Origin of the sequence: Candidatus Protochlamydia amoebophila UWE25 (assembly GCF_000011565.2) — a bacterium.
GTDB classification, from domain to species: domain Bacteria; phylum Chlamydiota; class Chlamydiia; order Chlamydiales; family Parachlamydiaceae; genus Protochlamydia; species Protochlamydia amoebophila.
This window is the reverse complement of sequence record NC_005861.2, coordinates 1,673,410-1,692,876: the sequence shown is the minus strand read 5'-3', so window position 1 is coordinate 1,692,876 and position 19,467 is coordinate 1,673,410. Positions and strand designations below refer to the sequence as shown.

The window sequence follows — 19,467 nt, the reverse complement described above, 5'->3', positions numbered from 1 at the left end:
TTTATTTAAAAACAAACGGTTAATATTTTAAATATCTACTAAATATTGGGTATAATTAGAAAATATTTTGCTGTTTAAAACCTGATAATTGAGATCAGATAAACCTGACAAATCTTCTTCTAAATTTTTTAAAAGATTGATGAAGCGAGTTTTATTTGCTTGATGTTCTGGAGTACCTCCTGAATAAGCGTGAGTGAGGCTTTCATACACACCTGGTTTACGAACCCAATTTAAGTTATTTTCAACCACACGAACTATTAAATCATCGTCTTCAACTCCATATCCCCAATAACGATTAGAATACCCATTAACTTTAACAAAATCTGCTTTGTTGAATAAAACAACTCCGCCAAAATAATTTTTATAGGCAAGTCCATTACCCATCCATTCTCGAAACTGGCTCACGTCAGCTGCAAGATGAGTAGGAACAATTGGATAAGAATAGTCTGAGGTAGTTGGTAACATATCTACATCATGAAAGCAGAAATAATCAAAAGTTTCTTGTGTTAATGTATATCCAACATTTAAAAGTTTACCTCGATTAAAAAGTTTGCCCTCCGCTTGCTCAATGATAAAAATAGTATATTGAACATGAGGAGATATTTTTTGAATCTTCTCTGGGAACTCTGTGAGAAATATTTTTAGATGCTCTTCTCGATTACGATAAGGAATGATAAGAGCCATCTTTTGCATCATTTCACTATAACCCAAAAAAGACCTTATTCTTCGCTTTCATTTTTTTCTTGATTTTGTTTGGTGAAGAAGGGAGCTTTTGAAACTTTAGATAAATCTTTTTCTGCCCATTCGAGTGAAATTGCTCCTAAATTTTTAATCGTAGAATCAGTTGTTTTCTCAATGGCTTCATTGATCAGTTTTTCCCCTTTTTTTCTCTTTGTTTTATTTAAAAGAAAACACATTCCTAAAAATGTTTGAGCGAGATAATTATCAGGTTCTGCAGCTATAATGCCTTCAAAGATACGCGTTGCTTCTTTTAACTCAAGCTTGTTTAAGGCAATGTATCCCAAACCAATTTGAGGAGCTGTGTTATGAGGGCTTAAAGCTTGAGCAGCATGAAAAATGCGAGTTGAACTTGTTTCATCTAATTGTTTTACGGCCAAAAAACCTGCTTCGATTAGTAAAGCAAAATCATCTTTAAATGCATTTATTTTTTCTGGATCCATCATCAAGTCCTTTTGTTTCCGTCTATGATAAACTCTAATAATATCTTTAAACTAGATCATAACACCAATCAACAAACTTTATACCTATACTTATTTAGGATTAAAGCGAGAAATTACTTTCAGCAATGAAGTATATCCATGGAGAAGTAATCCAAAGCGGTCAAATTCTTCTTGATTTTCGCCGGATCTTAAAGCTTCTTTAATTTTTTGAATTCTTTCTTCCACTTGCTGTCGAATTTCTTTATTTTTTTTTAGATTCTTTAAATCTTTCTCTAGCTCAAAAACAAATTCTTCTGAAGTTTTTTTCTTTTTTTGATCTTCTAAACCAAACATTTTGACCTCATAAGTTGGGCTCTAAATTTTTACTTTTGTAACAAATCTACTTATAATCAATTCTGTATTTCGTTCCATCTTTTTCTAAAAAAATAACTTTTTCTTTGATAGAAGTAATTGTCATACTGTCTAAATTATCTCCTTGAGATAAAATACGTCCATTAATGACAATGGTATAACGATTTCCAATTTTAGATTGCCCTGTCACTTCATATCTATCAGAAAGATTAATAATACCCATTTCTGGAGCATCCGCTTTGATATAGTTATTAACGATTCTTACTCCTGGAAGGCCTTTAATTTTAGAAATCAAATGAGTTATTTCTCCTGCTTTATCAGAAGGGGCATTTCCTGATAAAGTAATTTCTCCACCATTTCCCATTTTAACCGTTACACCGCGAAGATTATAAGTTTGCAACCAAACATTAATTTGTCCAATCACATCTTCTTCTACAATGACCTGTTTCTTGAGTAGATCTAAGTAAGGAAAATTAACGCTAATATAGTCGGAGAGCTTCTCAGCTTGTTTACGAGTTTCTAAATAACCGGATAGAATAAATTGCCCAGCTTCAGGGGAATGAACAGTAATCCCTCTCCAAGAGGGATCTTTAGATAATATCGAATTAATTTCTCTCCAAACATATTCATCAATAATAATGCCATTGTCATCAATATGTTTAATAAATTTTAGTCCTTGCAGATTATACATCAGCTGGTTTTTATCTGCAGAATTACTAACGTGTCCTAATAACAGAAGATTTCCTGCGTTTTTGTTAAATGAGTAGCGAACGGCCGGAAAGGGGGCAATTGCTTGTTGGACTAGTTCAGATGCATTTTCTTGCGTATTGACAACCACTGGTTCGCTTTTAAATAGAAAATATATTCCCATCCCTGTCAATAAGAAGAGACCTGATATAATAGCTAGCAAAACATAAGGCCCAAATTGTGATATTGTTGTTTCAGGGGTGATTGGGGGAGGAATCATTTCTTCAGAAACATGAATTGTAGTCTCTTCTTTCGGCTTGGCTACTTCTTCTTCATTTTGTAAAACTTTAACAATAGAGGGGAGAAGAGGGGAAATAATTGTCTGCATTTCTCCTTCTCGATCATAAACAACAAAAGAAGTTGTACCTAAAGTAACAATTACACTAGGAGAAAGATTTTGTTTAATCTCTAATGGTGAACCACTAACTAAAACGCCATTGCGACTTTTCAAATCTTCAATTGTCAAGGTATCTTCTAACGAAACCGCAATTTTGGCGTGTTGACGAGAGACACTTGTATCATGAAAGACAATATCACATGTATGAGGATCAGTTCCAAGAATATAACTATGACCTGCTTGCATATAAAATTCAGCGCCATTATTTGGCCCACCGATTACCTTAAGAAGCCAGCGCCCTGTTTCTGCAATTCCAAAATTAATTTCTGCTAAATTTGAAAAATTATCATCTTCGTCAAAAATCGTATCAATTTCCCCTTCATTTTCAAACAAGGATTGAGAAGAAGCTGGGTTGGGGCGATCTTCAATTTCTATAGGTAGAGGTTGTTCTTCTCCATTCGAAGAAATTTCTGAGGGGAAACTTTCATCTAGTACGTGGGCTGTGAGGTCTGCATAATAACGAAAAATTTGATTACCAATTTTGAGTGTATCTCCTTGTTGAAGGAGGCGTGCTTGTTCACCAATTTCTTCTTCATTAATTTGGATAGGATTTGTGAGGCTTAAATTTTCAACGGAAATACCTTCAGCTGTTCGTCTTGCTACAAGATGGGTACGCGAAGTTAACGGATCTTCGATAACGAGCTGGCAAGCATCAGGATCTCTCCCAATAATCCAGCTCTCGCCATTTTCTAAGGACAGAACTAATCCTTTCAAGTCACCTTCTTCTACAACTAGTCGCGCTACCATAATTTACCCATTGAGTTAAAGAAAAGTATTTTTAAGTCAGCTTATCACAGTGATAAGAAAGAATCTATTGATGTTTTAACGCTTCTTTTCGCCAGAAATCCAAAATACTTATGAAATCTTCCAATCGTTCTCTAAAATTTTTATAAGAAATATTGTAATCTAGCTCAAGTGAAAGCGTCAATAAATTCTCTTCTTTGTTCAAACCTATTCCTGTCCCTCTCGTGCCGCGACCAAATAAATTTGCTTCCATCAATTTGAGGAAATATTGATCCAGATTGTTTTTCGGACAAGCTCCAATATTTCCTTTTAATAAATAACTTTGGTGAAACTGCGTCATATCAACCTGAATATCATCTGCAAAAGGGATAGTAAAATAATTAGGCTCTGGAGAAATAATTAAATCTTCCATTTCAAGTTCACGAGCTAACTGATGCACAAAAGAGTCTAACATAAGTTTTTCCTAAGACATCGGTAAATGATATTATAGACTAGAAAGTCTAGAAAATTGGACAGGCAAAAGGTCTCTCAATAAGCCTTGCTCGGCTTTTTATCGACAAAGTCCCATTTTACAATGGCTTATCTACGTCTGCTCATCTTATGCAATAAATAAATATATTGTTAAGCCCAAATTTGATTTGCGCGAAAAACCCTGTATTTAAAAAGTTTAGCTTAACTAACTTGTTTAAATACAGGGCAATTTTTAAGCAGGGCCTAAAGAGTGAGCCTTAAATACTGAATCTACAATTTTATTCACAAAATCTAGGGTTTTGTCAAAATCAGCTTTTGCTTCATCTCTTGATTTAGCTGTTGAATCAGCATATTTTCGCAGCACATCTAAATAGCCGTCATTCATAGTTTTTAAGGAGTCGATAGCTCCTTGTTCGCTAATAAGGCCGGCTTGCAGGGATTGACTAATCCCATTCACAACGTTTTTCAAAATTTCATTTTTAAATTGAGTTTGCGTGTTCAAGATTTGTCTTTCACTTTCAAGAACTTGCCTAAAGTAACCAGGTTTTTCAAATTCTTGAATATTTTCTTGGTGTTTGGTAATTTTCTTGTCTAATGCTGCATTTTCTTTTTCAATTTCTTTTAATCGAGTTTTTTCTGCATTAGTATAGGGACGAGGGGTCATATTATTTGGATCTGTTCCAACTAAAGGCCTATTTTCAATGCCGGCCTTTTCAGTAGCAAGTGCTGCTTTTTTGTCCTCTGCGGATTTCATTAAGCTTCGTTCATGACTAATATTGTTATCGACTGTTTTTTGCGCATTTCCTCTCGCAATTCCCGTGTTTGCCCATGTTTGAGCTAGTGAAAGGCCTGCAATTCCCGCTTGCACGAATGAAGTAATCGCTTCAATCATTTTTTCTTCGGCTCTAGAATCATAAAGCGCTTTGGTCAATTCGGATTGTGTTGTGCTAATGGTAATAATCAATTCGCGTTGTTTAAGCTCAACTTGAGCTTCCAGATAATGGGTGTCGCGCTGGAGATTCAATAATTCATCCATGATGGATTGAAAACTAGCCAAAAAAGAGGGATTAAAAAATGGATTAGATTTTAAATTTCCATCCACACTAGTATTAAAAGTCATTGTCAACACAGGGACTGAAGGATCGCCTGTTGTGCGTAAATTCTGACTTATGTTAAAATCACTTCTTTCTGTAGTATCCAGTGTACCCTTATCTTTTTGGATATTAGTATCTTGAGTTGTTAGATTGCTTGGGTCGATACCAAGATTTTCCATAACAAAAGGACTTCTATTAAGATTACTATCAATTTCTGCCATAATTATCTCCTTTATAAACGACAACTCTTATTTATGCCGATTGTGTCATGCTTGTCATCGTTAAATCTGATTGATAAAAAATATTTTTTAAACTCTCATTTAATTGTTTACAGACTGTGATTAATACCTGCATGTCAGTTTTTAACTGTTCATGTGAAATTTCAAAATCTTCAAAACTAGTTTTTAAAGCCTGTTTAAAAGATTGTATATCTTGCAAATCAATGCTGTTTATTAAAAAACTTAAAGCCACTAGTATCTTTTGCTCTTCAGGAGTTGGATGGGGATTTTGATTTATTAATGTTTCCATATTTTTTAAACTAGGCTTCATAAATCTTTGAATAATAAACAAAAAATCGTCATGAAGTTCCAGAACATCCTTCACGATGAACAATAAGATGAGAAAATGACAAAGTCCAATATCACTTAAATGCCTTTGAGCTTGGTCATCTAAATTTAAATGATCGCCAAGTTCTGCATAGAAAGATGGAATTGCTTTGGATCCAAGGATAAAAGTAATTCCCAGTTCCCTTAAAAGTTCGCCCCCCTCCTTAGCTGTGGTGAAATCATTTAAAGGAAATAGCTCCTTCCAATTTCCTAAAGTTTGAGAGGAAACAAAAATCATTGCCCAAGTCATGACTTGAGAAAAATGCAATAGCAAAGGACAAAGATTTTTATCAGTAGGTTTCAAAATCTTTTCAATTAAAACTTCCATTCCATATTCTAATTTTTCTAAGGCAGGGCCTATAAAACCTGCTTGAGAATTGCCTGTTTTATTCCCAATTAACGCTAATTCAAACGTTTGACTAAATCGTGATAAGGGCCCCTCTCTTGACCAATCAGTTTGTCTTTCAAGATGATGTAAAAATGTCTGTAGAATTATTAAACGGTTTCCCACTGAAGGATGATCTGCAAGTATCTTTTCATTTAAAGATAATTGTTTGCCTAATCTTTTTAATATTTCTTTGTATTGGTTTGCATCCATCTGCGGCATCTTAATAACTCCAAACTTGATCTAATCAAACATGTCTTTAAGCTTGAGCAAGTATGTGGTCTCCTTTATAAGATTTGAAACAGTTAATAAACGGTCATAATCAGGGTCGTTAGGTCCAATCTGACTTAAATGGTCATCTAAAAAATTGGTGATGGCACCACTAGTTTTTATCATTTCTTGTCCGATAGCGTCTGGTAGCCCTAAATATTGCTGGGCTGCTATCTGTATGGATTCATTTGTTTTAGAAACTGAAAAAGAGTCCCTAAAAGCAAGTAGCTGAGCATCAAATTTTAAACTAGCGTCTAAAGCTAATAGATCCGGATCGCGATCTTCAAACTCCTTTTGTTTATCGAGAGTTAGCCTGGCCTGTAGCTCAAAGGGTAAGCCTTCGAATCGACTTTGGTAATAGTTTAAAGCTAAATTCTCTGTTTGATTATTTTCGTCGGCAAATCGAGAACGAAATAATGGAGAAAGAGAAGGTCTTCCAGCACTTGCTCGATCAATATTGATACCAAAAGCCACTTCTAGGGGTACTTCTAAACTATCTTCTGTTAAGATTACTCCAGGATTAGTTGGAGCGCCTTGTTTCATTTTTGAATTAGTGAGGGTTTGAGATTTCGAAAGCGCGTTTAAATCATTATAATCGGGCGATGTTGGACTATTAGAAAATCCATATCCTACTGAAGGATTATTCATAATTAATCTCCCTCTATATCAACGAAATCCTTGTCTAAATTCTCTTTGTCAAAATTTTCTTTTAAATATTTTTTTAGACCTTTTTTGAAAGATTTGTACTCTAATAAAGCTCTTTCTTTTAATTCGCTATCTCTAGGATTTAACTCGGCTAAAGCTATTGTCTCTTTGATGGCTTTTAAAGCAGACATAGGAAAGTTTAATTTGACAAAACAATCGTAAAGATGAAAGTGGGGAACAGGATTTAATCGATCGATGTAAGTGCAAATAATGTAATTGGCTGCTGCTTCCGAGTATTCTTGTTTAAATTGGTGGCAAGCTGCAATAGCAAAGGTATAGTCAAAATTTCCAACATCTATTTGTCTAAGAAATGTAAAAATTTTTAATGCTTCATCATAGCGCCCTGATTGAAATTCATTGAAACCATGACGATAAATTTGATTCATCGCATTTTCATCGAATCCTAAAGCTTCTTTAGGAGGGATATTCCCTCCTAAAATTTTTCCGATGGCTTCTTCTGTTTTTTTCTGCATATTAGGAGACAGATTGATGTCAGCTTTTTCAATAGCTTCACGAATTTGATCTTGTGAAATTGTCATAATTTTTTCTCCTTATCCCTGAAGGGCATTGAACATTTGATTTTGAGTTTTTGCAGCGGCATCATAAATGCTTGTGTACATTTGCTGTAGCTGAGCAATAAAGTCATCTCGATTATTCATTCCTTGCTGAATATTTTTTAAAAGTTTTTCTAAAGCTTGAATTAACCCTTCAAGTTCCTCTTCCGCAGATTTTATTTCACCCACTTCTTTTAATAAACGGCTGACTTTAAGTTGCATAGACCCAGTTATAGCTCCTCCAGTCATTTGAACAGCTAATGGAGCAGATTGCGCAACAGCGTTTAAAACGTCCCATTTATCAAGGTTTTTAAATCCTTGCATCATTGATTTAAATTCTTGTTGCATAGTTTCTGGAAGTTTTTTTATGGATTCTTTTACGTTATCTAATTGCGATTTAAAATCTTTTAAAGCGTCTGAGGCTCGTTGAGTCACAGTTTTGGCAGCTTCTTTTGTGGCTTCTTCTGCGGCATCAGCAGCTTTTTGCTCAGTCCCGCCCGATTTTGCGCCCCCGACTTTTGCCATAGCGATGACACACGCAATAAGAGTGATAGCCATGACAACCATCTCAACAATTTGTTGAGTTTTTTTGTCTACTCCAGAAGCTTTTAAAATGCCTCCAACTAGCTCTGGTAAAGCATTACTGCTCATAATAGCCATGATCATTGCCTGAAGAGCCATTTGCTTAATAGCTTCGGTAACTGCTATGCGAATGGTTTGTTGGACAGCTTGAGATGCCGCGTTAGTTGCTGCTCCAGCTCCACTACCTGAAGCCATAGCAAGAACAATAATGACAGCTAAAACGGCTACAACAGCAGCGACAATTAAAGCTTTAACAAGAGATTTAACCCAATCCGGTGAATCAGGCATCAGTTTATCCAAGGCATCTTTAAAGGCTGTGATAATTTTTTGAGTGACGCCAGTTACAGAATCTGCGATTGAATAGGCTGTCATTGCGATACCTACTGCAACTCCAGCTGCGATTATAGCAACTGATGCAGCTGTTGCTGTTCCTAAAGAAGCAATGGCAATAAGAGTTCCTATAATCGTTGATAAAGCAGCAATAATAGGCCCAATAATTTTCATCGCAAGGCCCATCGATTTCATTTGTTTTTGCTTCTTCAGCATTTTTTCCATTTTTTCTGCTTGCTCTTGCGCTCGAAGGCGTCTGTCAGCTAACTCACCAAATTTGGCTTTTGCATTTTCTTTTGATTTTTCGGCATCGTGAACTTGAATCTCCCGAAGAGTTGCTTTTAAATCTTTGATAGCATCACCAATAATTTTTAAAAATTCTGTTAAAGCAACTCTTCTTGGATCATCCACAGGAATAGGGGGAGGGCCATCTAAAAGCGCATTTGCTGCGGCGGAGATGTCTGTGAATATGGCTTCAGCATTTCCAAGTAATCCTTCTAAACGAGCATTAGCAACTTTGGCAGGAGTGATTAGGCCTACATTTATAGGTTTCCAATCATCTACAGTAGTTGTGCCTTTAAACCAACTATTTGGTAATCCAAAAGCTTTTTGTGTTTCTACTCTTGCTTCAGCGGTTAATTGAATGTATATGTCTGCAATATCAGAAGATACTTCTCCTGTTTGAACAGCTTTCATTAAATTCATGGCTTGATCAGGATCTAGTTCTAGGGCATGTTCTTCTAAATATGTTGTCACTTTATTTAAAACAGTTTGGTCATAATATTCATTAACTTGAGCTTGCTGATCTGATCCATAAGGAAGAATGGGTAAAGGAGTCCAGTCTTTAGCGTCTGTGGAGGTTAAAGTCCAAGAAGCAGGTAAATTACCTTCGGTAATTGTTTTTGCAGTGACATTTTTGCTAATTTTTTTTGCAATTTCTGCAAGGTTTGGATCAGCAGGAACTGTTCCACTCATAATTGCTTCGTAAACAGTCTCAGCTTCTTCAGGAGTTAACCCTTGCCCCTTTAAAGCAGAGATTACTTGATCTGAAAAAAACTTTTTAATCATCCCTTGTTCTGTTGTTCCGTAAGGGAGCTGTTCACCGATTTCTTCGGTTTCGGGAGAAGCAAGTGTGGGAACAGAAGCATCAGCAGTGTAAGTAGTCGGTACAAAAAATTGAATAGTTGAAAAGAAATCTGCAGACGCAATTGTATCGTCAGTGAGAACAAATTTGAATTGAACAGAATTTGATGTTTCTGTACCTGTATTAGAGGGAGATTGAAATGTATAATCAGCAGATTGATAGTTATTGCCATCAGAAATAGTATTTCCCATAGTTAACCTCTTTTAGGGTTAAGTAAATTTATGATTGTCTAACCAGATAAATTAATGATGATTGTGATGACTTAAATTTCACCTTTAATTCATCTGTCTAATGTTTTAAGCAGTTTATTTAAAGTTCGTCTTCTTCCATTTTTATGGGTTGTGATGGGAGATTTTGTTGTTTTAAACTTTCTAAACTTAAAATCGCACGTTCTTTAATTTTTGCAAATTCGGGCTTATTTTGAGATTTATCAATAGCCAATTGTAGACAAAGCATCGCTGATAAATAGTCTTTCATTTGAATAAAGCAATCAGAAGAGTGATAATAGGGGATAGGTGTATTAGGATCGATCGCACTACACATTGTATAAGTTTGTATGGCATTTTTATATTCTTTCATCATATGAAAACAAGCGGCTAGTCCTAATACATACTTCGATTCTGCATAGTTCATCATAATTAAAACACGAAACAAATGAACGGCTTCAATATATTTTCCTGTATTATATAGACGGTAAGCTTGTGCATATACACTTTCTAAAATGTTGCTGTTTACCCCCATGGCATCTTTGGGTGTCATTCCTTCACTGAACATACGTCCCATGATATCCCCATAAGATTTTTTGAACTTCTCATCTTCAACCATCGAAGCATTTAAGGCGTCTTTTTTCATCTGACTTTTTACTCCACGAGAACCTTTCATGGTCTCCTCCTATTTCTTATTCTTATGTCTTTAATTTAATGAGAAAGTTCTTTTTTACACTCAGAATGCTTCATATCATTAATCTAGTGAATTTTGCGTTTATTGAGTGAATACTTAAATTTTTTATTTCTTAACGTAAAATTGCGTTTAAAAGGGTTTGCATTTGTTGGATAAACGTTGATACCATATCTGTCTGTTGGTTTACTGCATCGTTAGTTGAATTAACTTTGGATTGCAGTTTTTTAGCATTATCCTCTTGAATTCCTCTTAGCGATCTTAAATTATCAGTTAAAATACCGTTAAAAGAAGAGTTTAAGTCATTACGAGTTTGCCCAGCTTCTGTTGAGGAACCTCCTAATGGATTGGAACCATCTTTTAAAAAGACAGGTATTTGTGTTTGTAAAGCTGTATAAACGTTTTGATATTTAGTAAGATACGTTAGTCGATTAGCTTGCGCAATCCCCACATCCTGTAAAGTTTTTATAAGTGAAATCAATAGCAATATAATTCTATTAAGCACAAGAGCTTTTTCTGAACTATTTCCTGCTAGAGAAGAACCAATTAATTCTAAATTCATGTTGACATTGTTTTCATTACGAATGGCGGTGACCCAATCTGCCAAACTTTGGCTGGGCATAAAATATCCCTTGGAACTCATCTCTTCTTGGTAAAATTGTTTTAAACGTAGTTTAAATGCTTCATCTGATGGATCTTTGGCATAAGCTTTGTAAATCGCTTCATAGCTTATTAAATTTTGAAAGTTGGCAGGAGTGCTCGAATCGGGAGTATTGAGTAAACTAATATTTGACAAATAGGAATGCCATTGATCTAGAAAATTTTTATAATAAGCTAGATCTCCTGATAAAGGCGATTGCGGATAAGTATAAGTACTCAAAAAATTGTTGAAAGCGCGAATAAAAGGGTTATTTGCACTGGAAGCACTAAAATTGACAGCAGGGCTGACAGTAGGAGTACCGGTCAAAATTTGCCAATCACCCCCTGTGATATTTCCTGAGCTATCAATTTGAATATTTAACGCAGATGCAAATTCTTGTAATAAACTGTTGTATAATCCATTTTTTGAGCTACTTTCATTCATAAAATCCACATACCAAGCTGATGCTAGGCCGGATAAACTTGTAAACGTTTTAGTCGGAATAACAGCTCCTGGAGTATTTGGAAGACTATATTGCCTTAAAAAACCATCAAAATCTTCTGCCGTAGTACGGGGAGTTTGGCCTGGAAATTCTGTCGCTAGTTTATATGGTAAGATACTCGTAGGTAAAGCAGTAAGATTATTACTTGCATAATAACCAGCAGGTAAGCCCGTAATGGGGATATCATTACCCAGAACGGCATTAGGAACGTATTGTAGCCCATCTAAAAAACTTGTTTGATTATATCCATCGTCAAACGTAATATTATCAGCCATATTCATCCTCCTTAAGGACCTCAAGGAAATAGCTTTATTTCAATTTCATATTTTTAATTTCTAAAAACTATTAATAATTCAAAAAATATGTTAATTATCTAGATATCCCTTGTGCTAATTTTTCTACAATTTGGGTCACTTTTTGTAAAACAGTGCTTGCGGATTGATAGAATTGTTGAAAAACAAATTGATAGTTTCTAACGTTTTCTTTTTCTGTATCGTTTAAAGATTGTGCGGCTGTAATTGCCTGCGTAATTCGATCTTGGATCGAACCTACATTATTTCCAGCCTGTGAGCTAATTTTTTGATCTTGATTATCTATAATCCATTTGGAAACTGCTGTTTTTAGTTGTTCTGGCGTTGCTGTGGATCCATCGAGTCCAAGAAAAGCGGAACTAATGTCTTGAACCACTTTAAAGATCATACTGGCTAATGTGCCTTCGACAGAGCGTGTATTGTCTGGAGAAATAGCTTCTAAATCCACCAAACGTTGATATAATTTTTGTTTGGCTGCCAATAATTCTGTTGCCGCTGTACTTGTCGGTGTAGCAACTGGAAATACTTGAGTAAATTGTGCGCTTGCAACAACTTTATAAATTTTTGTGTAATATTCAATTTTCATATTTTCTGTAGAACTATCTTTCCCACTTCCAGTGGATGTTTCCCAGTTATGAAGGACAACGTCACTCATAAGCTTGGAGGCATTAGTTAACTTACTAAATTCAGTGCTGAATGTCGTTCCATTCGCAGCAGCATTTTGTTTGGCAGTGGCTACGTCATTATTATAAGTGGTTTGAAAATTTCTCATTCTGTTAATCAAATCACTCGAATCTTGCCCGTTTGCAATCTCATTGAAAGCTTGTTGAATTTGGGCAACGGCTGTAGAAGGGATTTGCCAGTTATTCGTAGGAGGAAAGGCAAAATCTCCTTTATTTGTGATAGTAACTTGATTTGAAATTCCTTGAATGAGAGCTAAGGTATCTAAAATTCCTTGTGTTGTTTTCAAACTTTGCTCTAAAGCCTGAAATTTTACAGCCAAAAGGTCATTACCTTGTTTGACATATTCTAGCTCTACCATACTTTGCAAGGTGCGAGTGGAACTTGTGGAAACGCTTGTAGCCGCATTCATGATTTGCTGAACGCCAAATCCAGCCAGGCTTTGCCAACTTTCTAGCAGAGTTGTTTTGCCAGAAGGATAGGTAACATCAAGAACGATACCTGCTGCTTTTAAAGATTTAAAAACTAAATCAAGATTGGTGGCCATTTCTGCGGTTAAATAGAATGTTAAGGGAGGATTTCCATCAGTTACCCCATTCTTAGCCAAATCTCGTAGCTTATTCATAGCTGCAATTAAATTATCAAAGTCCGTATCACTTAAGGGAGAATCACTACTGTTTGGATTACTACTGCGTCTATTGAAAATTTCTGCAATAATATTGATACTTTCAAGATATGCTTTGACAACAGACCCACTCGTATACTCTGCAACATTCGAAGGAACGGAACCAATTCCATCAATTGTAAAGTTAGCACTCATATTCAAACTCCTTAAATTACTTACTTATTAACATGTAAGTAAATAATTAAAAATTTCTATAATTTTATTATATTATTAATTATTTAATTAAACAAATAATTACTCTTTAAATATTCCTTTATTAATTTTGTCAAAAATAGTTCCCAATAATTGAATCATACTCATGGCAGATTTATAAAATTCTTGGAAGAGTAGTAAATAACGGCGAACATCTTCTCTTTGGCTCTCTTCTAAATTTTGAGCGGTTGTCATTGCAGAGGCAAGTCGATCTTGAATTGCACCTGCATTTTTATTGCTTCCTGCATCGTCAATACGAACATCTTGGTTATCCATGATCCATTTTTTTACAGAAGCAAATAGTTGATCCTGGGCATTGGCAGCAGTTAAATCAACCCCGACAAAAGCTGCGCTAATATCTTGAACAACTTTGTAAACTGCATTAGCAAGTGAACCTGTCACATTGCGTCCACTAGTAGGGTTCGCAGCTTCAAGAGCTACCATTTGATCCCATAAGGTTTGTTTGAGATTTAAAAGTTTTTGAGCAGAATCGGCAACTGGTTCAGCAGTAGGAAAAATTTGAGCAAAATAGGCACTTGCTTGTTTTTTATATTGTTTTTTATAGTCATCTAAATCGGCAGTATTGGGTAATCTGAAAGGAATTTTATTGTAAACTTGAATTTGGTTAGAGATATTTTGAATTCCTGTTAAAGTCGTTAAAATCTGTTGAGACAAACTTAAAGCTTGCTCCAAATCAGCCATTTTACCAGCCATTTGAGTATTACCTGCGCCTATATACTCTAATTCAAGCATACTTTGCAGAGAACGTCCTGGCGAGGCTAATACTGTTAAGGTCGAAATAATTCCTGTCCCCGGATTTTCAATATTGACAGTATATTGATAAGCTTCTAATTGTATCGACAATGCTGCATTCAGTGGTCCTAGAACATCAATTTGGAAATTAGGTAAGGATTTCCAACCCATGAGAGTGGCTATTTTTGCTGAATCACTTAAGGGTCCAGCATTGGGATCTGGAGGAATTCCTACTATCGATAAAGTTTTCATAATATCATTTAATGGTGTGACCATGGCCTGATTCATAAAACTTTGATAAGTATCAGTTCCGTTTGTGTCTTGGACACCCTCTTTTGCTAACTGTTTCAGACTATCCACTTGCTTTAAAATTAAATCATAATCTTCAGCCGTTAATTCGGAAGAGTCTTTTGAAAATATCGTTTTTAGAGGGGTGATCAAATCTGTATACTTTTGTAAGACATTGATACTATAATACTCTGTGAGGCTGACAGAGGCGGCGCCTAGTCCTATAATGGCCACTTCCATACACACCCTCCTTACATTATGATTTATGCTTTGTTTTATGCATTGTCAACAAATTATTTTATTTATTACATCTCCATTTATTAGACAATGATATCTATAGATTTTCTGTAATTTTCCGGCTCTTGCCCTGCATACATTAAGCCAGTTCCAACGGAATAAACTAAAGAATAAGCGGGATCCATTACTTGTAATGAAAAGGCATAAAAATCTGTCGTTGTTAACAAAGTTGCCTTAAATGCTTCAGAGACTGCTTTTGCAGATTCGTTATTTTGATCAATTTCAAGTTTATTCAATTGATCATTGACTAAATTAATCAAAGACAAAGGAGATTTTAAATTGGCAATATCTCTAGTATCTGGATTATAATGGCCAAACAAGGTATTTGCAATTTCTGCGCTAATAAGTTTAGCTAGTTGTCCTCCACCTTGCGGAACAAGCGAATTGACAGATTGTTCAATCAACTGAGTCAAATTAAGCTGTTCTTGATTAAATGCATTTTGAGAAGACACTAAAATAACATCTTTTAAAATTTCATCAATCTGACTAGAAGAAATATTCGAATCTCTTAAATTCGATTCAAGATTGGCTTTAAATTGAGTCGAAGAAATAATAGCTCCTTCGCTATCACTTAGTGTCCTTGAAACAACTTCATTTGCAATTGCATCAGCTTTAGCCAAATCATAAATTTTAGAATCGGACAAAATTAAACTTGCCTTGATTGAATCCGTTAATAATTGCGTATTTAAATTATTCTCAGAAATAGAAGTTGGCGAAGGTCTTAAAATGTCATTTTTAATCATTTCTTGCCCTAGATTCGCTAAAAAAGCAGCTTGATCTTCCGCAAAACCTTGTTGGATAAAATTAGCATTAATCTGTGTTTTTAAATCGGCATTCAATTGATCACTTTGTATAGAAGCTTGACTAATAATGCTTGAAGATAATTCAGGAGGAAGTTGAGAAAGAATAAGTTGTTGAGAAATGCCTGGTAATCCTAAACTCGATTCTAATAATTTAGAAGAAGTAAGTAATAAACCTAAATTTAAATTGGCTGTTAGGGTGGCAATATCCGCTTTACTTAAATTTTGAAGAGCTGGGATGCCACTTAAAAATTCTTTAAGGGATTCTTCTGTCAATCCATGGCCAGTTAATTCATTAATACGGTTAGCAAAAGAAAGGGAAAATGAAAGGCTAAAAAGAGGACTATCTTGAGGAGTTGTTTCTAGCTGAGATAAAATAGGTGCTAAACTTGGTAAGAGTGCATCAATGCTACTTTGAGCAATTAAATCCGAGGATAAAAGCACAAGATTATTTGAATATTCTTGGATTTGCTCTTCTGTTAAATTTAAGTTTGCATTTCGAAGAGCTTGTGCGAAGGCAGCTTGCCCTAAGATAGCTGTAATGTGAGGATTATCTAATCCGGCTGATTCAACTGTAAGCCCTCCTGCTCCTTGTGCATTATTTCCTTGAATAGGTTGCATAGCTTCCACAATTGTGTTAGGTGAGATTTTCTTGGCTAGTGGTTTAAAATTTAGCAAAGGATCCGGAACATAATCTCGATTAGGATTAAAAATGCTTAAGACTCGTAAAAAACCCCAATATTGGGAATTATAAATGATATCGGAGTCCACAGGTTTAACGATTTGCGTATAATATCCATCTTCAATGACTGGTTTGACTTCATTTTCGTTAAGTTCTTGATAGTCAGGAACTTTCCCAATAGCCAACGAACGGGTTCCATTGGCAACTGAATAAGCATAGGCAGATGGAGTAGGAATAGCCACAACTCCTGCGGCACCAGCAGCGGCAGGGGCTGCTTCTTGAGGAATTTCTGTGGTATTCCTAGTACCAGCTGCTGCCTGTAAAGGAACTGTTAGTTGATGTTTATCTAAATAGTCTTGTAGGGCAAGATCTTTTACTAAGTTATTGATCCATTCATTATTCGCAGTTGCCGTTTGATTATAAGAATTGGCTGTGTTGTTATAATTATTCAATTCGTTTTTGCGGGATCCTATATAATTATTGAATCCAGCTACTTGTCCAAAATAAGTCTGTGTGAGGGAGTTAAAGATATTAACCTTGCCATCAGGAATTGTAGCGGTTCCATTGCCATTGATCGTAATGCCATTTTCAGCAAGTTTAGCTACATAAGAGTTATAATTATTAATCAACTCTTGGTATTTTGATTTTTCTTGGCTATTTCCATTATTAATATTATCAATGGCATTATTTTGATCATTAATTTGATTTTTTATCGCTTCATTAAGATTGTGAATTTCTGCCATTTTTGCTTCAGCGGCTTCTTTTGTTTGCTGCAAAGCAACTTCTCTCCTTGCAAATTCACCGACGAGGCCTAAAGCTTGAAGACCCGCTTCTCGGCTATCTTGTCGTCTTGTTAACTGGTCAATAAATTCAGCAGTACGAAATTGAAGATTAAGCTGTACTTTTGCTTCACTTAGCACTTTAAAAAAGTTGTCTAATGAACCAGAAATATCATTAGGAGCTAGAAGTGAAGGGATACTAACGGTTGCATTTGCAAATCGTTTATTTAATTCTTCTTTTGTGAAAGATTGAATTAGGCTATCTTGAACCGAAGATGGAAGGCTTTGAAAAACGGGGTTATCTGTATAAGAAGAGTAAGATTGCAGGCCTTGAGTGGATCCACCAATGTTGTTAATATCTGACATGACCATTCTCCTTGTGTATGTGTCTCAGATTTTCCTCGCCAATCAAAAACAATGTCTATTATGAACGAGTAATAAAGTTAATTAATTGTCAGAAATAATAATAATTCTATGCGCTTATTTTTATTTTAACATAGAATTAATTTTATTTTAGTTAGTTGTGTAAAAATAAATAAAAATATTAATATTTAATAAAATTATGAATATCAAATACAATATAATTATATTTTCTCAACAAAACCATTCTGAATTATTGAACTATCAAGTTTTAACAATTCCCATAGCAAGAAATCATTTAAAACAAAAAAACAATTATATAGGTATTGAAGCATGTTTTGAGGAACAAAAAATTGGATTTATTTTTGCTCAACTATTTAAAAATCAAACAGCTCAAATTTTTTCTTTATTCGTTCAAGAACCTTTTAGAAAACAAAAGGTTGGACAAACTTTATTCGAACACTTAGTCGATCTCTTAGTAAAAGAAAAAAAAATGGTGGCAGTCGGTTTTGAATATGAAGACCTATTTCCAGAATCTCTCATCATTGAGAAAATTTTGGCAAGACAAAAAAACTGGCATGTGCCTCAGCCTTACTTAATTCGTTACTATTTTGACAGTTATCAATTTGATCCTTCCTGGCTTTATTTACCCTTTCGCCCTTTAGAGACCATAGAATTTTTTAAATGGAGTGATTTAACAGACAAAGATCATTCCATTCTCCAAGAAATGAAGCAAAACAATGAAATTCCTCCTTTACTTTGGCCATTCCGCGGAGAAGAAAAAATTGAATATCGAACTAGTGTGGGTTTGCGCTATAAATCCCAGCTTATAGGTTGGTGTGTAACTCATCGTTTAGAAAATACTCTTCGTTATTCCATTTTATACGTACAAAAAAACTTGCAACGTTTTGGTTATGGAATTCAGTTATTAATTGAGTCTATCAAATTACATGACCAATTGATGCATGGAGAAGATCCTATTCCATTAGCTTTATTTGAAGTGCGACCTGAACAAATCAATTCTACGTGGGCTCGTTTTATAGAAAAACGACTCCTCCCTCATGCCATTAAAGTTAGTAAAAAAAAATGGGTCGTGAAATTCTATAATGAAAATATTTTGTTTTAAAGACTTAAACGTAGCTATTAAAAGCCCATTTGAGTCTTTCTACACGATAAGAAAGAGGAATCAGTCGTTTTTTTATGAAACGAAGCCATGAGCGATCGATTTCTTCAATATTTGCTTCAAAAATAGCTTGTGGAATGGGTAAACGTTTGTGTCTGCGGATAGACTCATTAAGGATTTGTATTCCATACCCAGAATGTAAAAATGCATGGTCGATGTAAAGAGTATTATACCGGATGGTGTTAAGGTTATCAGAATGAGTGATACACCATCCAATAATGGTGTCCAAATAGCGTAGGCCTACACTAGTTCCTAAATGAACGTGCTCCTCTTCTTTAAAAGGCGAAAGACTAGGTAAGAATTGTCCTTGCTCTGCCTTATATTGAATATATTCTTTCTCTTTAAGAGTGAGTTCCTGCCAACTAAAAAGTTTGAATGTCGATGGTAAACGAGTGGGTAAATGAATCCAAGGTGGATCGAAAGTATAAGCATCAAAATGGCAACGAACCAGATAAAGTTTGGGTGGAAGCCACTGTTGATAAGACAGAATTTTTTCTATGGCGGGGGTAAATAGATCATTTTTTTCGTATTCAAAGCCAAAGGCATATATCTTATTTTCTTGTTTGAGATTGTTTTCTAGAAATTGAAAAAGAGCAAGCCCAAGTCCCTGTTTTCTAAATTTTTCTTTGACAAATAAAGAGTATAGTTGTGCTGTTTGATTGATAAAAAATACTTGAGCTACTGCGCATCCTACCATTTCATTTTCTATAAAAGCGGCGCAGGCGACAAGGTATCCCTCCTGTGCGGAAAATTGGTTGAAAAAGGGAAGGGTAGCAGGAGCAATCAGGTAAGAAGGGATGGAAGAGAAAGGAATTTTTTTAATTGAAAAAGAGGGTGTCATGATCACTTTTTTAAGG

At 35.0% G+C, this 19,467-nt stretch carries 17 protein-coding genes; 1 reads left to right on the top strand and 16 read right to left on the bottom strand.

Features of this window, described 5'->3' with window-relative positions; genetic code table 11:
* Positions 1–27: 27 nt before the first annotated feature.
* The 15 genes from PC_RS06705 to PC_RS06635 form a co-directional block, all read right to left on the bottom strand.
* The gene (locus PC_RS06705) at positions 28–696 is read right to left on the bottom strand and encodes a galactosyltransferase-related protein (RefSeq protein WP_079890429.1); all 669 of its coding nucleotides are present in this window, start codon (positions 694–696) and stop codon (positions 28–30) included.
* 23 nt (positions 697–719) lie between these two features.
* The gene (locus tag PC_RS06700; protein ID WP_232086068.1) at positions 720–1,181 is read right to left on the bottom strand and encodes a CdsG family type III secretion system protein; all 462 of its coding nucleotides are present in this window, start codon (positions 1,179–1,181) and stop codon (positions 720–722) included.
* A gap of 90 nt (positions 1,182–1,271) precedes the next feature.
* Positions 1,272–1,514 (bottom strand): DUF5398 domain-containing protein, encoded by a 243-nt coding sequence (locus PC_RS06695; RefSeq protein ID WP_011175941.1) that lies wholly within the window; start codon positions 1,512–1,514, stop codon positions 1,272–1,274.
* A gap of 46 nt (positions 1,515–1,560) precedes the next feature.
* Positions 1,561–3,423 (bottom strand): type III secretion system inner membrane ring subunit SctD, encoded by a 1,863-nt coding sequence (sctD, locus tag PC_RS06690; protein WP_044045150.1) that lies wholly within the window; start codon positions 3,421–3,423, stop codon positions 1,561–1,563.
* A gap of 64 nt (positions 3,424–3,487) precedes the next feature.
* Positions 3,488–3,874, bottom strand: a complete 387-nt coding sequence (locus tag PC_RS06685; protein WP_011175939.1) for a type III secretion system chaperone — start codon at positions 3,872–3,874, stop codon at positions 3,488–3,490.
* Between the two features lie 249 nt (positions 3,875–4,123).
* Entirely contained in the window at positions 4,124–5,206 is a 1,083-nt protein-coding gene (locus PC_RS06680; RefSeq protein WP_011175938.1) for a hypothetical protein, read from the bottom strand.
* Positions 5,207–5,237: 31 nt separating this feature from the next.
* A complete protein-coding gene (locus PC_RS06675) occupies positions 5,238–6,197 on the bottom strand; it encodes a hypothetical protein (RefSeq protein WP_044045148.1) in 960 nt (319 codons plus the stop codon).
* A gap of 21 nt (positions 6,198–6,218) precedes the next feature.
* On the bottom strand, positions 6,219–6,893 hold the full coding sequence (locus PC_RS06670) for a hypothetical protein (protein WP_011175936.1): 675 nt from the start codon (positions 6,891–6,893) through the stop codon (positions 6,219–6,221).
* A 2-nt stretch (positions 6,894–6,895) separates the two neighbouring features.
* Positions 6,896–7,489 carry a SycD/LcrH family type III secretion system chaperone gene (locus PC_RS06665; protein ID WP_011175935.1) on the bottom strand — a complete coding sequence of 198 codons (594 nt, stop codon included), beginning with the start codon at positions 7,487–7,489 and terminating at the stop codon, positions 6,896–6,898.
* Positions 7,490–7,501: 12 nt separating this feature from the next.
* Complete coding sequence (gene sctE, locus PC_RS06660) at positions 7,502–9,751, bottom strand: type III secretion system translocon subunit SseC family protein (protein WP_011175934.1); 2,250 nt, start codon at positions 9,749–9,751, stop codon at positions 7,502–7,504.
* 118 nt (positions 9,752–9,869) lie between these two features.
* Positions 9,870–10,442 carry a SycD/LcrH family type III secretion system chaperone gene (locus tag PC_RS06655; protein ID WP_011175933.1) on the bottom strand — a complete coding sequence of 191 codons (573 nt, stop codon included), beginning with the start codon at positions 10,440–10,442 and terminating at the stop codon, positions 9,870–9,872.
* A gap of 130 nt (positions 10,443–10,572) precedes the next feature.
* A complete protein-coding gene (locus PC_RS06650) occupies positions 10,573–11,874 on the bottom strand; it encodes a hypothetical protein (protein ID WP_044045145.1) in 1,302 nt (433 codons plus the stop codon).
* A 94-nt stretch (positions 11,875–11,968) separates the two neighbouring features.
* Positions 11,969–13,411, bottom strand: a complete 1,443-nt coding sequence (locus PC_RS06645; protein ID WP_044045143.1) for a hypothetical protein — start codon at positions 13,409–13,411, stop codon at positions 11,969–11,971.
* Between the two features lie 99 nt (positions 13,412–13,510).
* The gene (locus tag PC_RS06640) at positions 13,511–14,749 is read right to left on the bottom strand and encodes a hypothetical protein (RefSeq protein WP_044045141.1); all 1,239 of its coding nucleotides are present in this window, start codon (positions 14,747–14,749) and stop codon (positions 13,511–13,513) included.
* Positions 14,750–14,829: 80 nt separating this feature from the next.
* Positions 14,830–17,433 carry a hypothetical protein gene (locus PC_RS06635; protein WP_044045137.1) on the bottom strand — a complete coding sequence of 868 codons (2,604 nt, stop codon included), beginning with the start codon at positions 17,431–17,433 and terminating at the stop codon, positions 14,830–14,832.
* Between the two features lie 196 nt (positions 17,434–17,629).
* Between PC_RS06635 and PC_RS06630 the strand changes: the two genes are divergently transcribed.
* Positions 17,630–18,553, top strand: coding sequence for a GNAT family N-acetyltransferase (locus PC_RS06630; RefSeq protein ID WP_011175928.1), 924 nt, complete (start codon positions 17,630–17,632; stop codon positions 18,551–18,553).
* Positions 18,554–18,557: 4 nt separating this feature from the next.
* Here the strand turns inward: PC_RS06630 and PC_RS06625 are convergent, their stop codons facing one another.
* A complete protein-coding gene (locus PC_RS06625; protein WP_044045134.1) occupies positions 18,558–19,451 on the bottom strand; it encodes a GNAT family N-acetyltransferase in 894 nt (297 codons plus the stop codon).
* Positions 19,452–19,467 lie beyond the last annotated feature (16 nt).

Excerpts from the sequence above, each read along its gene's own strand:
- PC_RS06700 (WP_232086068.1), bottom strand. The coding sequence starts at position 1,181 with ATGGATCCAGAAAAAATAAATGCATTTAAAGATGATTTTGCTTTACTA.
- PC_RS06645 (WP_044045143.1), bottom strand. The coding sequence starts at position 13,411 with ATGAGTGCTAACTTTACAATTGATGGAATTGGTTCCGTTCCTTCGAAT.
- PC_RS06670 (WP_011175936.1), bottom strand. The coding sequence starts at position 6,893 with ATGAATAATCCTTCAGTAGGATATGGATTTTCTAATAGTCCAACATCG.
- PC_RS06635 (WP_044045137.1), bottom strand. The coding sequence starts at position 17,433 with ATGTCAGATATTAACAACATTGGTGGATCCACTCAAGGCCTGCAATCT.
- PC_RS06640 (WP_044045141.1), bottom strand. The coding sequence starts at position 14,749 with ATGGAAGTGGCCATTATAGGACTAGGCGCCGCCTCTGTCAGCCTCACA.
- PC_RS06650 (WP_044045145.1), bottom strand. The coding sequence starts at position 11,874 with ATGGCTGATAATATTACGTTTGACGATGGATATAATCAAACAAGTTTT.
- PC_RS06625 (WP_044045134.1), bottom strand. The coding sequence starts at position 19,451 with ATGACACCCTCTTTTTCAATTAAAAAAATTCCTTTCTCTTCCATCCCT.
- sctD (WP_044045150.1), bottom strand. The coding sequence starts at position 3,423 with ATGGTAGCGCGACTAGTTGTAGAAGAAGGTGACTTGAAAGGATTAGTT.
- sctE (WP_011175934.1), bottom strand. The coding sequence starts at position 9,751 with ATGGGAAATACTATTTCTGATGGCAATAACTATCAATCTGCTGATTAT.
- PC_RS06680 (WP_011175938.1), bottom strand. The coding sequence starts at position 5,206 with ATGGCAGAAATTGATAGTAATCTTAATAGAAGTCCTTTTGTTATGGAA.
- PC_RS06685 (WP_011175939.1), bottom strand. The coding sequence starts at position 3,874 with ATGTTAGACTCTTTTGTGCATCAGTTAGCTCGTGAACTTGAAATGGAA.
- PC_RS06655 (WP_011175933.1), bottom strand. The coding sequence starts at position 10,442 with ATGAAAGGTTCTCGTGGAGTAAAAAGTCAGATGAAAAAAGACGCCTTA.
- PC_RS06705 (WP_079890429.1), bottom strand. The coding sequence starts at position 696 with ATGATGCAAAAGATGGCTCTTATCATTCCTTATCGTAATCGAGAAGAG.
- PC_RS06675 (WP_044045148.1), bottom strand. The coding sequence starts at position 6,197 with ATGCCGCAGATGGATGCAAACCAATACAAAGAAATATTAAAAAGATTA.
- PC_RS06665 (WP_011175935.1), bottom strand. The coding sequence starts at position 7,489 with ATGACAATTTCACAAGATCAAATTCGTGAAGCTATTGAAAAAGCTGAC.
- PC_RS06630 (WP_011175928.1), top strand. The coding sequence starts at position 17,630 with ATGAATATCAAATACAATATAATTATATTTTCTCAACAAAACCATTCT.
- PC_RS06695 (WP_011175941.1), bottom strand. The coding sequence starts at position 1,514 with ATGTTTGGTTTAGAAGATCAAAAAAAGAAAAAAACTTCAGAAGAATTT.